At 69.2% G+C, this 12,144-nt stretch carries 11 protein-coding genes; 9 read left to right on the top strand and 2 right to left on the bottom strand.

Annotated features, from left to right (window positions below):
- Positions 1–114: 114 nt before the first annotated feature.
- The gene (locus AB0I53_RS35895) at positions 115–1,092 is read right to left on the bottom strand and encodes a TerC family protein (protein WP_358613121.1); all 978 of its coding nucleotides are present in this window, start codon (positions 1,090–1,092) and stop codon (positions 115–117) included.
- Positions 1,093–1,620: 528 nt separating this feature from the next.
- Here AB0I53_RS35895 and AB0I53_RS35890 point away from each other — a divergent pair.
- The 3 genes from AB0I53_RS35890 to AB0I53_RS35880 are packed head-to-tail and all read left to right on the top strand — an operon-like array spanning position 1,621 to position 5,887.
- Positions 1,621–4,425: an alpha/beta fold hydrolase gene (locus AB0I53_RS35890; RefSeq protein ID WP_358613113.1), complete on the top strand. Its 2,805-nt coding sequence runs from the start codon at positions 1,621–1,623 to the stop codon at positions 4,423–4,425.
- Between the two features lie 32 nt (positions 4,426–4,457).
- Positions 4,458–5,351: an ABC transporter permease gene (locus AB0I53_RS35885; RefSeq protein ID WP_358613119.1), complete on the top strand. Its 894-nt coding sequence runs from the start codon at positions 4,458–4,460 to the stop codon at positions 5,349–5,351.
- An 11-nt stretch (positions 5,352–5,362) separates the two neighbouring features.
- Entirely contained in the window at positions 5,363–5,887 is a 525-nt protein-coding gene (locus tag AB0I53_RS35880) for a hypothetical protein (RefSeq protein WP_358613111.1), read from the top strand.
- Between the two features lie 13 nt (positions 5,888–5,900).
- Here the strand turns inward: AB0I53_RS35880 and AB0I53_RS35875 are convergent, their stop codons facing one another.
- On the bottom strand, positions 5,901–6,941 hold the full coding sequence (locus AB0I53_RS35875; RefSeq protein WP_358613109.1) for a sigma-70 family RNA polymerase sigma factor: 1,041 nt from the start codon (positions 6,939–6,941) through the stop codon (positions 5,901–5,903).
- A gap of 77 nt (positions 6,942–7,018) precedes the next feature.
- Here AB0I53_RS35875 and AB0I53_RS35870 point away from each other — a divergent pair, with 77 nt between their 5' ends.
- The 6 genes from AB0I53_RS35870 to AB0I53_RS35845 all read left to right on the top strand — a co-directional run bounded on the left by AB0I53_RS35870 (position 7,019) and on the right by AB0I53_RS35845 (position 12,067).
- A complete protein-coding gene (locus AB0I53_RS35870) occupies positions 7,019–7,609 on the top strand; it encodes a DinB family protein (RefSeq protein ID WP_358613108.1) in 591 nt (196 codons plus the stop codon).
- Positions 7,610–8,226: 617 nt separating this feature from the next.
- Positions 8,227–9,960: an ATP-binding protein gene (locus AB0I53_RS35865; RefSeq protein WP_358613106.1), complete on the top strand. Its 1,734-nt coding sequence runs from the start codon at positions 8,227–8,229 to the stop codon at positions 9,958–9,960.
- A gap of 43 nt (positions 9,961–10,003) precedes the next feature.
- Positions 10,004–10,444 (top strand): roadblock/LC7 domain-containing protein, encoded by a 441-nt coding sequence (locus AB0I53_RS35860; RefSeq protein ID WP_358613104.1) that lies wholly within the window; start codon positions 10,004–10,006, stop codon positions 10,442–10,444.
- Positions 10,445–10,494: 50 nt separating this feature from the next.
- Positions 10,495–10,806 carry a DUF742 domain-containing protein gene (locus AB0I53_RS35855; RefSeq protein WP_358613102.1) on the top strand — a complete coding sequence of 104 codons (312 nt, stop codon included), beginning with the start codon at positions 10,495–10,497 and terminating at the stop codon, positions 10,804–10,806.
- The gene (locus tag AB0I53_RS35850) at positions 10,787–11,359 is read left to right on the top strand and encodes an ATP/GTP-binding protein (protein ID WP_358613100.1); all 573 of its coding nucleotides are present in this window, start codon (positions 10,787–10,789) and stop codon (positions 11,357–11,359) included. Before AB0I53_RS35855 ends, AB0I53_RS35850 begins: the two co-directional genes overlap by 20 nt.
- Positions 11,360–11,488: 129 nt before the next feature.
- Complete coding sequence (locus AB0I53_RS35845) at positions 11,489–12,067, top strand: GAF domain-containing protein (protein WP_358613098.1); 579 nt, start codon at positions 11,489–11,491, stop codon at positions 12,065–12,067.
- The last annotated feature ends 77 nt before the right edge of the window (positions 12,068–12,144 follow it).

Raw genomic sequence — 12,144 nt, 5'->3', positions numbered from 1 at the left:
CCCTGTTTTTTTATTTTCTCCAAAACAAAAAAAAAAACACACCCCCCCCCCAACTCACCCACAACAGTCGGCCCCTTATAACTCATGTGGAACTCCGGGCACTTCTGTTGCGGATCAGGCGTTCTCGGCCGTTTCCTGTTGCTGCGACTCGGTGTCCTTCTTCGACTTCGCCAGGCTGGCCCAGGTCGTGATGCCCAGGACAACGATGATGAACCCGAGGGACATCCAGTTGGTGATCTCCAGCCATTCCGGCACCAGGTGGTACTCGTGGAACGCGTGCAGGATCAGCTTGATGCCGATGAACCCGAGGATCACCGCCAGACCCACCGACAGGTAGATCAGCTTGTCCACCAGGCCGCCGAGCAGGAAGTACAGCTGCCGCAGCCCCATCAGGGCGAAGGCGTTGGCGGCGAAGACCAGGAACGGGTCCTGGGTGATGCCGAAGATCGCCGGGATCGAGTCCACCGCGAACAGCAGGTCGGCGCTGCCGATCGCGACGATCACCACGAACATCGGGGTCAGGAAGCGCTTGCCGTCGATCTTCACGCTCGACTTGGCGCCGTGGTAGTCCTCGGTCACCGGGAACACCTTGCGGACCCAGCGGACGACCGCGTTCTCCTGGTACTCCTCGTCCTCGTCCTTCTTGCGGACCATGCTGAACGCGGTCCAGATCAGGAACGCGCCGAAGATGAAGAAGACCCAGACGAACTGGGCGATCAGCGCGGCGCCGACCGCGATGAAGATGCCGCGCATCACCAGCGCCAGCAGGATGCCGATCAGCAGCACCCGGTGCTGGTGGATGGACGGCACGGCGAAGCTGGACATGATCACCATGAAGATGAACAGGTTGTCCACGCTCAGCGAGTACTCGGTGATGTAACCGGTGAAGTATTCGATCGCGAAGTGCGAGTCCCCGAACACCCAGACGCCGATCCCGAACAGGATCGCGCAACCGACATAGAACACGACCCACTTGGCTGCTTCACCGGTGGTCACCTCGTGCGGCTTGCGATCCACGATCACGAGGTCGAGCAGGAGCAGCAGGGCCAGGCCACCGAGCGTGGCGGCCCAGATCCACCAAGGAACGTCCAGTCGATCGACTGCGGGCTGTGCCTGCTGGGCCAGCAACGTCACGGCACCCATTCATCACCTCCGGTTCAGGGCATGCGCCAGGGACCGGAGGTCTCTTCCACCGGCCTTCGGCCGGTCGACGGCACCGGGCTTGTCCGAGCAAGTTCCGTGATGACGACACCGCCGCGAAGGAATACTCCCCTCCACCTTGCCAAGATTGTCACTTATGCGTGGGTCCGAACACCACCCCGGGGTCGCACAAGCAACGAACATCACGTGGCGAACCGTACGGTGCACCGTCCGGGGCGGCAACGGGAACCATCGCGGCATCACACCGACGGCCGCCCGAGATCATTGCGTCTCACCCGATCATCGCTATGATCACCACCGCCCGGTCGTACCGGGACCGCACGCGGGGATGCGGAAGCGGCCTCGGCGACTGACACGACGACGTGTCCGGTTGCTGTTTGGTCTCTGGTTCATAGCGTCTTGCCTTCGCCCCCGTCTGGAACGAATCCGGTGCCGTCGTCTTCACCTACTGTCGAATGCGTGTCCGCCTCCCCTCGTCGCCGCAAGGGCCTCGCGCTGATCGCCCTGTCCTGCATTGCCATCGTGGTAATCGGTGCTTTCCTGTGGTCCGGTGACGAGAAACCCGCCGCAACGCCGGAAGCGCCCCGGGAGGCGCTGCTGGACGTGCTGGACGGCCCCGGCGCGAACGAGCGGGTGCAGATCGACGTCACGCTGTTCGCCCCGGCCGACACCCCGGCGCCCGCGATCCTGCTCGCGCACGGCTTCGGCGGCAGCAAGGACGACACCGCGGCGCAGGCGCAGGAGCTGGCGCACCGCGGGTTCACCGTGCTCACCTATTCCTCCCGCGGGTTCGGCCGCAGCACCGGGAAGATCGCGCTGAACGATCCCGACTACGAGGTGACCGACGCCCGCCAGCTGCTCGACTGGCTGGCCCGCCAGCCGGAGGTGCTGCGCGACGGCGAGGGCGATCCGCGGGTCGGCGTCACCGGCGGCTCCTACGGCGGCGCGCTGACCCTGCTGCTGGCCGGCGCCGACCGCCGGGTCGACGCGATCGCGCCGGTGATGACCTACAACGACCTCGGCCAGGCGTTGCTGCCCAACGCCGCCTCGCGGGAACGGATCGACGGCAGCACCCCGGCCCGCGGCGCCGCCGCTGCTCAGGGCGTGTTCAAGCAGGCATGGGCGGGCCTGCTGTTCTCGGCGGGGAGCTCGCCGAAGCACCGCACCGAGGACCCGCCGCAGGCCCCGTCACCGACCGACGGCGCCTCGGGCACGCCTTCCGGGCAGCCGCTGACCTGCGGGAGCTTCACCGAGCAGGTGTGCGCGGCCTACACCGAGGTGGCGCAGACCGGCCGGGCCGGGCAGTCGACGCTGGACCTGCTCGACCGCGTCTCCCCCAAGACCGTCACCGCCAACATCAAGGTGCCGACCCTGCTGGTGCAGGGCGAACGGGACACCCTGTTCGGCCTCGACCAGGCCGACGCCAACGCCCGGCAGATCTCCGCCGCCGGAGGCGAGGTCAAGACCATCTGGTTCGCCGGCGGCCACGATGGCGCCCCGCCGGACGCCGCGCTGCGCGGACGCATCGCGGACTGGTTCGCCTTCCGCCTCCGCGGGATGCCACCTCCCGGCACCGCCTTCGAGTACGACATCGCCGGACGGCCGCAGCGCAACGGCGAGATCCCGGTGCGCACCGTGTCCGCGCCCGCCTATCCGGGCGTGCAGGCCGATCGAACGCCGCGCTTCGCACTGCAACTGCACGGCGCGGTCACGCAGGTGGTCAACCCGCCGGGCGGCAACCCGGCCGCGACCAGCTCGCTGCCCGGCGCCGGCGAGGTGCTCGACGCAGCGGGCAGCCTCGGCCGTTCCCTGGCACGCGACCTGCCCGGCCAGGTCGCGGTGTTCCGCACCGATCCGCTGGACAGCCAGCTGCTGATCTCCGGCACCGCGCAGACCCGGCTGTCTGTTGCCTCCGTGCCGGGACAGCCCGCGACCGGTGACGCGGTGCTGTTCACCAAGCTCTACGACGTCGGCCCGGACCAGCAGCGCAGCCTGATCGGCAACGCCGTGTCGCCGCTGCACGTCGTCGGCCTCCCGGCGGACGGCACGCCGGTCGAGGTGGAAGTGGCGCTGCCGGGCGTCGTGCACCCGCTGGAGACCGGCCACCGGCTGGAGCTGGCGGTGGCCACCACCGACCAGGCTTACGCGGTGCCGAGGGAACCGGCGGTGCACCGCATCGGCCTGGCCGGCGACGGCTCGGTGTCGATCCCGTCGGTGCGCGGCGAGACCACGACCGGCAACTCGGTGCCGGTGGCGCCGCTGGTCGGCATCGGCCTCATCATCGCGGCGGCGCTGGCGGCGTGGGTGATCTCGCTGATCCGGCGCAAGAGCACCGACGACGTCGACCCGCTGCTCGCCGACACGCCGCTGCTGATCGCCGGGCTGACCAAGTCGTATCCGGACAAGCCCGCCGCGGTCCAGGACCTGTCGATCCGCGTCGAGCGCGGTCAGATCGTCGGGCTGCTCGGCCCCAACGGGGCGGGCAAGACGACCACGCTGCGGATGCTGCTGGGGCTGCTCAAGCCGAGCTCCGGGCAGATCCGGGTGTTCGGCCACCGGCTGGTCGGCGGGGCTCCGGTGCTGTCCCGAGTGGGTTCGCTGGTGGAGACGCCGGGCTTCCTGCCGCACCTGTCCGGCCTGGACAACCTTCGGTACTACTGGGCGGCGACCGGGCGGCCGATGTTGCAGGCCCGCTTCGACGAGGTGCTGCAGATCGCCGGCCTCGGCACGGCGGCCCGCCGCCCGGTCCGCACCTACAGCCAGGGCATGAAGCAGCGGCTGGCGATCGCGCAGGCGATGCTGGGGCTGCCGGAGCTGCTGGTGCTCGACGAGCCGACCAACGGGCTGGACCCGCCGCAGATCCACCAGATGCGCGAGATCCTGCGCCGCTACGCGTCCACCAGCCGCACGGTGCTGGTTTCCAGCCACCTGCTCGCCGAGGTCGAGCAGACCTGCACGCACGTGGTGGTCATGCAGAACGGCCGGCTGGTGACGGCGGGCAGCGTGGCCGACATCGTGGCGGTCAACGGCGAGGCGACCTTCCGGGTCGACCAGCCGCAGGAGGCCGCCGAGGCGCTGTGCACCATCGAAGGGCTCGGCCCGGTGGAGACCGACGGCGACCTGGTGCACGCCAACCTCGCCGGGCACTCGACCGCAGTGGCCGTGAACGTGCTGGTCGCCTCCGGGATCGGAGTGCACCAGGTGGGGCCGCGGCGGCGGTTGGAGGACGCTTTCTTGCAGCTGGTCGGGGAGGATCACCGGTGACCGAGGACGCCGAAGAGCCCAAGGTCGGGCGGCTGGACACGGCCGAGACGGCGGTGGTCCGCTCCGTCCGCCGCCAGGCGACCCAGCCCGACGGCAGCGTCGAGGGCTACCGCGCGAAGCGGACGCTGCCGGTGCGGGTGGAGCTGGCGCGGCAGCTGCGGCGCCGCCGCACCCGGCTGGCGCTGGGCTTCCTGGCGGTGCTGCCGTTCCTGCTGCTGCTGGCCTTCGAGCTCGGCGACGACGGCGGGCGCCGCGGCCGCACGCTGGCCGACATCGCCACCGCCAGCGGCCTGAACTTCGCGGTGTTCACGCTGTTCGCCTCGACCAACTTCCTGCTGGTCGTGGTGGTGGCGTTGTTCTTCGGCGACACGGTGGCCAGCGAGGCGTCCTGGTCGAGCCTGCGGTACCTGCTCGCCGCGCCGGTCCCCCGCACCCGGTTGCTCCGGCAGAAGGCGGTGGTGTCGGCGCTGCTGTCCGGTTTCGGGCTCGTCCTGCTGTCGGCGGTCTCGCTGGGCGTGGGCCTGCTGTGGTACGGCGGCGGCGACCTGGTCAGCATCACCGGCGAGGCGGTGCCGTTCCCGACCGGGGTGATCAGCCTGGCGGCGGCCACGGTGTACCTGGCGTTGCACCTGACCTGGATCGCCGGGCTGGCCCTGTTCCTGAGCGTCAGCACGGACGCGCCGCTGGGCGCGGTCGGCGGCGCGGTGGTGGTGTCGATCCTGTCGGAGATCCTGGACCAGATCACGGCGCTGGGAGATCTGCGGAACTACCTGCCGACGCACTACTCGACGGCCTACTCGGACCTGCTCAGCCACGACATCGACTGGACGGCGATGACGCACGGCGTCTTCTCCGGCCTGGCTTACGCGGCGGTCTTCACTGCCCTGGCGATCTGGCGCTTCCACCGCAAGGACATCACCAGCTGACCGGCTAGCCGATGCCGACTTCGTCGAACGCCCGGTGCTTCCTCCGCTTCGACGGGTTCGCCGGCCACTGGAGCATCCAACGCGGCGACCTGTACCTCACGGGCGAGTTCTCGCTCGTCCACCTCGGCGCCGCGATGTTCCAGACGGCCGAAGACCTCGAGACGGAGTACGGCAGCGAGTTCGAGGAGCGGCTTTGCGAGGAGCTGCGGCCCTTCGACGAGCACCCGAAGGGCGGCGGGGGCACCCTGGCGGGCTTGCGGATCCAGCCCGGGGTGGGCTCACCGGAGGTGTGGTACTACAACGGGACCAGCGAGTTCTACAAGCTGGACCTCGATTTCTGCGAGTACCTCGACGCGGTGCTCGTGACCAAGGGCACCTACGGCTGGCAGTACCTGTTCGCCGACGTGGACGGCCAGAACGATGACTTCCAGTTCGCCGTGGAGAACCTGCAGAACATGCTGCAGGTGCTGCCCGAGATCTTCCCCGGCCGCGACTACGAGCCATTCCGGAACCGCTTGGCCGCTCGCCTGCGATGAGCTCCGCTTCCCTTCAGGGCAGCTCGGTGGGCAGGTCGAAGGGCGGGAAGTTGTCGGGGCCGATGAATGACGTGACCTCGGCGATGCGGTCTCCGCGCAGCGTCAGCACGTTGACCGACCAGGCGAGGTGGGCGCCCGCCCCGTCGTCCCAGAGGTAGCAGCCCACCGCGGGCTGGCCGTTGGCGCTGGTCCGGAGGTGCCGCCAGGAACCGCAGACCAGCGGGACGTGCACGGCGAAGTCGGTGACGGCCTCGATGCCGCGGTACCAGTGCCGCATCGGCGGCATCGACCAGGTGACGTCCTCGGTCAGCAGCGCGACCAGGGCGTCGGCGTCGCCGTGTTCCAGCGCGGCGGCGAACCCGCCGACGATCTCGCGCAGGCGCGCGTCGTCGATCTCGCGCAGCGCCTGCTGCTGGGTGCGGGACGGAACCTTCTCCGCGACGACCTTCCGGGCGCGCGCCAGGGCCGAGTTCACCGACGTGGTCGTGGTGTTCATGATCTCGGCGATCTCGGCGGCGGAGAAGCCGAGCACCTCGAAGAGCAGCAGTGCCGCCCGCTGGTTGCCCGGCAGGTGTTGCAGTGCCGCGACGAAGGCGAGTTCGACGGCTTCGCGCTGCTCGTAGCGCGAAGCCGGGCCTGCCGGGCCATCGCCGAGGCCCGCATCCGGGTAGGGCCCCAGCCAAGCGACTTCGGTGAGCGGAACGTCGCCGGTCACGGCGCGGTCGCTGGCCGGGCCGAGGTCGACCGGCAGCGCCCGCTTGCCGCGCGCTTCGATGGTGTCCAGGCACGTGCGGGTGGCCACCGTGTAGAGCCAGGAGCGCAGCGAGCTGCGGCCCTCGAAGCGCGCGAGGCCCCGCCACGCCCGGAGCAGGGCGTCCTGCAAAGCGTCGTCGGCGTCGTAGGTGGAGCCGAGCATGCGGTAGCAATGCGCGTGCAGCTCGCGGCGCAGCGGCTTCACGAGCCTGGTGAACGCGGCATCATCTCCGCCGCGCGCCCGCGCCAGGTCGTCCTCCGCTGCCGGGCTCGAAGCCCGCGCGGAAAAAACTTCGCTCACGGTCGACGATTCTGCCGCATCGCGGGAGTCCCTGTTGCGACCTGACATCGACCGCTCGCGCAGAGAGGCGTTCCACAATGGCCGCAGCAGACCTGAAAACCGATCTCCACCGACACCTGAGGGAGGCGCGCGAGGCGCTGGTGTGGAAGCTGGACGGGCTTTCCGAACGCGACATCCGCCGACCGCTGACGCCGACCGGCACCAACCTGCTGGGGCTGGTCAAGCACCTGACCACCGTCGAGCTGCTGTACCTGAGCCACGTGTTCGGCGAGCCCTTCGACGAGCCGGTCGCCTGGTTCACCCAGGACGCCGAGCCCAACTCGGACCTGTGGGCCACCGCCGACGAATCCCGGGAGTACATCGTCGGGTTGTACCGGCGGGCGTGCGAGCACTCGGACGGCACGATCGCGGCGCTGGCACTGGATTCGGTCGGCTACGTGGAATGGTTCGCGGAGCCGCACCGGGAGACCACGCTGCACGGCGTCCTGCTGCACATGATCTCGGAGACGAATCGGCACGCCGGGCACGCGGACGTCGTCCGGGAGCTGATCGACGGCGCCGTCGGCCTGCACGAGGACATCCCGATGATGGCTCCCGGGGACCAGGAGTGGTGGGCCGGCTACCGGAGCCGGCTGGAGCGGATCGCGAGCGGTGCCGCGCGGAGCTGACCGGCGTGGCGGGCTTGGGGCGGTTCTCCAAGCCCGCCAAAGCCTTTCGGTGATTCGATTTCGGTATCGGTGAACCACCGCGATCGGGTATCGATCCACTGTGGACCCGCTCAAATGAGACCTCGGCGCGAACCGGATCGGCGCCGCGGGAGTCTTCGAAAAGATCAAGGCCAGTTGGAAACGGATCGGTTTCGCAGACATCTGCGGCACGAAGATAGACCGAACGCCGGATCGATATATACCCGAATGGAGTATCGAAGGGTCGCCACCTGCGAGAACTTCCGCCGCCAAGGCTCGCCCAGACCGGCGATCTCCGCAGCTCAGCAGCCTTTCGACCGGACATCCGGAGACGTGCCGAACCCGCTCGACGGGCGTCCCGATCGGGCGACCGGAGCCGGGGATTCCGCGTTCCGGCGAGAAGTTTCGCCACGTCGCGCCCGGTAATCCCCAGTATTCCAATAGGTCAACCCCCTGCCTATTCAGCTCCCTTTAGTGTCGCTAGGATCACCCTCGGTGATAAAGTTGATCAACTAGTGAGCACCAGTAGTCCCACCGGTGACGCCCCGACCACAGGCACTCGTGCCCGTCGCCGATCATTCCCCGTACCAAGGACGCTGATGTCTGAGTTCCCCCTATCCGCCGCGGGATCCGAGCAGCCGCCCGGATCGCGGCGCAGCACGGACGACGACCTGCGGAGTCGATTGTTGCGGCTGGTCATGGTGCACTTGGCCGCCATGGCCGCGTTGGGGATCGCCGCCGCGGCCGTGCTCGCCACCAATCCCTCCGACGTGCTCCGCTACTCGGTGCTCGGCGGCGGCCTCGTCGGCTGCGCGGCCATCGCGATCATCGCCTTCTACCGGGCCAATGCCACGGCGGCCATCGTCGACCAGCGGATCGTCGAATCCGCCCAGCGCTCCAAGCAGCGGATCGAAGAATCCGCGCAGCACACGCAGCGGTGGATCGAGTCCCTGCGCGCCACCGTCGAGCAGGGCAAGAACGAGTTCCCCCAGCTGGTGGAGCAGGTGCGCGCGGGCGAGCCTCCCGCGCCGCGGTGGCCCGCCGACGACCCCGTCCCGGGCAGCCATCCCTTCGTGCTGCTCTCCCACGAGATCCGGCAGGCGCAGGCCGCCGCCGAGTTCGCCGTGGCCCGCCTGCAGCAGGTTCCCGGTGCCAACGGCACCGATCCCAGCGTCGCGGTGTTCGCCAACATCGCACGGCGGGTCCAGTCCCTCGCGCACCGGGCGATCCAGCGGCTCGACGAGCTCGAGCAGATGGTGGAGGACCCGGACCTGCTCAAGGGTCTGTTCGCCGTCGACCACCTCGTGACCGGCATGCGGCGGCAGGCGGAAAGCCTCGCCGTGCTCGGCGGTTCGATGCCGCGGCGGCAGTGGAGCCAGCCGGTCCCCATGTACACCGTGCTGCGCTCCGCGGTCGCCGAGGTCGAGCACTACGCCCGCGTCAAGGTGCTGCCGCCGGTCGACGGCACGCTCCACGGCCACGCCATCGCCGACGTGATCCACCTGATCGCCGAGCTCGTCGAGAACGCCACCGCCTACTCGGAACCCGACACCCAGGTGACGGTCAGCACCCAGCGGGTCACCGCCGGGCTGGCCATCGACATCCGGGACCGCGGGCTGGGCATCAGTTCGGCCGACCGGGCCAAGCTCAACGGCCTGCTCGCCAGTCCGAGCGGCGTCGACCGCGACGAGCGGCTCAAGGACGGGCGAATCGGCTTGTACGTGGTCGCGCAGCTGGCCCAGCGGCATCACGTCGCCGTCGAGCTCGAGAACAACATGTACGGCGGAACCGACGCCCACGTCGTGATTCCCCAGAACCTGCTGGGCGACGCCGACGAAGAACCGGTTCAGGCCCCCGCGGTGGTCGATTCCGTTGCGAGCGCGGTCGCCGCGCCCGAGCCGCAGCCGGCCATCGCCGCGATTCCCGCGCTGACCGCGGCGCCGGCCGCCGACCGCCGGGGCGAGCGCGGCGGAGCGCACCGGGCTCCCGCAGAGCGCGAACCGATCGGCCGCTTCGACGCTGCGCCGCCCGCCGCGGCGCCCGCCGCACCGAACGGGACCGGCACCACGCAGTGGTACGGACGGCGCACGGGAGTCGTGTCCGACACCGCCGCGGTCGAGGATGCGGCCGGCAACCAGTCGGGCAAGACCGAGCGCCCGCCGCTGCCCAAGCGCGACCGCACCAAGTCGTACGTGGCGCCTCAGCTCGCCGGCGGCCCCAAGCCCGCCGAGGCTCCGCGCGGCGGACCGAATCCCGGCTTGTGGGCCGCTTTCCGACACGGCGTCGAAGGCGGCGCCCGCGACAACGACGGTCCGGGTGACCACGGCACCTGACCCGCCTCGTCCGCACCGCATTGATCTCAAGGAGACGTTACCCATGGCCAATGACCTGCCCGCTGGCCAGGCGTCGGATCTCGGTTGGCTGCTCGCCGACCTGCTCCGTCGGGTCCCGCACACCCGCTGCGCCCTGCTGGCTTCCACGGATGGGCTCAAACGGCACTACCACGGCCTCGATGCCGACGAGGCGGACGCGCTCGCCGCGTGGGCCGCCGCGCAGTGCTCCCTCGCCCGCAACGGCGGGATCCGCTTCGGCGCGGGCGACGGGGTCCGCCAGGTCGTGGTGGAGTTCGACGACATGCTGTTCTTCGTCTCGGCCGCCGGCGCCGGCGCAGTCCTCGTCGTGATCGCCTACCCGGACGCCGACGCCAGCGTGCTCGGCTACGAGATCGCGCAGCTCGTCCGGCGTGTCCCGTCGCACCTGACCACAGCCATGCGGCAGCCCACCGCTGCGGCGCGCTCGGGCGAACTGGGCGGCTGATGATGTCGGTTTCGCCAGACAAACCCTGGCTCGATAACGAGGCGGGGCCGTTGCTGCGCCCGTACTCCCTCACCAACGGCCGGACCAAGCCGACCGCCACGTTGACGCTGCAGTCGATGGTCCGGTCCACCGGCAGGATGGCGCCCGAACGCGTCGAGCCCGTGCACGCCAAGATGCTGGAGCTCTGCCGGTTCGCCACGTCGGTCGCCGAGGTCTCGGCACACCTGCACCAGCCCGCCGTGGTCACCAAGGTCCTGCTCTCCGACCTCATCGACTGGGGAGCCGTCACCACCCGCCTGCCCGACGACCTGCCCGACCGAGGACAACTGGAGGCGTTGCTCCATGGTCTCCAACAACTCTGACCTCTTCCCGACCGCGCTCAAGTTCCTCATCGCGGGCGGGTTCGGCGTCGGGAAGACCACCTTCGTCCGTTCGGTCAGCGAGATCGAGCCGCTGACCACGGAGGAAACGCTGACCGTCGCCAGCATCGGCACCGACGACCTGGCGGGAGTCGGCGACAAGAGCACCACCACCGTCGCCATGGACTTCGGGCGCATCACGTTCGCGCCGCAGAACATCGTGCTGTTCCTGTTCGGCACCCCGGGGCAGGAGCGGTTCTGGTTCATGTGGGACGACCTGGTGCACGGCTCGCTCGGCGCCGTCGTGCTCGCCGACACCCGGCGGCTTGAGGACTGCTTCGCCGCGGTCGAGTTCTTCGAACAGCGAGGCGTCAACTTCCTCGTCGCGGTCAACCAGTTCGCCGGCGGCTTCCGCTACGAACCCGATGAGGTTCGGGATGCGTTGGACATCAAGCCCCACGTGCCGGTCGTCATGTGCGACGCCCGCGACCGGCGCTCCGCGGCGTCGGTTCTGGTTCGCCTCACCGAGCACGTCCTCACCAGCCGTCCTTTGTAGACGAAGCCCGCAATGCGGAAACGGAGACCCTCGTGCGAGCGGAGGTGTTCGACCCGCTTCCCGGGGACACCGGCAGGGACGGACGTGACGTTGACAGCACGATAACTGCGCACAGGGATGGAGTTCTTCTTGAGTACCTACGATCCCCATGGGACGACCACGTTCGACGACCAAGGCAATCGCATGCTGGAGCCCCAGGAGAGCGACAAGGTCGTGCGGTTGCGGGTGGCTCGGCTAAGGGAGCTCGGCCTGCTGGGCCTACAGCGGGACGAACAGTTTTCTGATTTCGCGGCGAAGATGACCGAGACGTTTCACGCTGCTGTCGCGGTGGTCAACATCTTCGACGCCACGAATCAGAATTTCGTCGGCGCCCACATGCAAGCGGGCGGAGATGCTTCGAGCCTCACGGGCATGCCTAAGAACGTCGGTTGGTGCCCGCACACGCTAGCGCGGAAAAAAGCCTTCCCGCTCGGCAATGTCATGGCCTATCCGCGTTTCGCGGGGAACGTTCTCGTCGACGAGATGGGCGCGAAGTCCTATCTCGGGGCGCCGCTGATCGACGACACCGGCACCGCCTTGGGCACGGTCTGCGTGGTGGACATCGTGGAACGGGACTGGAACATGTCCGACGTGCACGCCATCAAAACGTTCGCCAAAGACGTGGTGCAGGGGATCTACCACCGGCAAGGCGGGATTGCGCTGCCCTGATCGCCGACACTGCGGTGCGGCTCGCGTGGGCTGACCAAGCTGCATCAGTCCACGCGAGCCGCACCGCATGTCATCGT

It is taken from the genome of Saccharopolyspora sp. NPDC050389, assembly GCF_040655595.1.
Taxonomy (GTDB): domain Bacteria; phylum Actinomycetota; class Actinomycetes; order Mycobacteriales; family Pseudonocardiaceae; genus Saccharopolyspora.
Note: the sequence above shows the minus strand (reverse complement) of the source record. Positions and strands in the feature narration are given on the sequence as shown.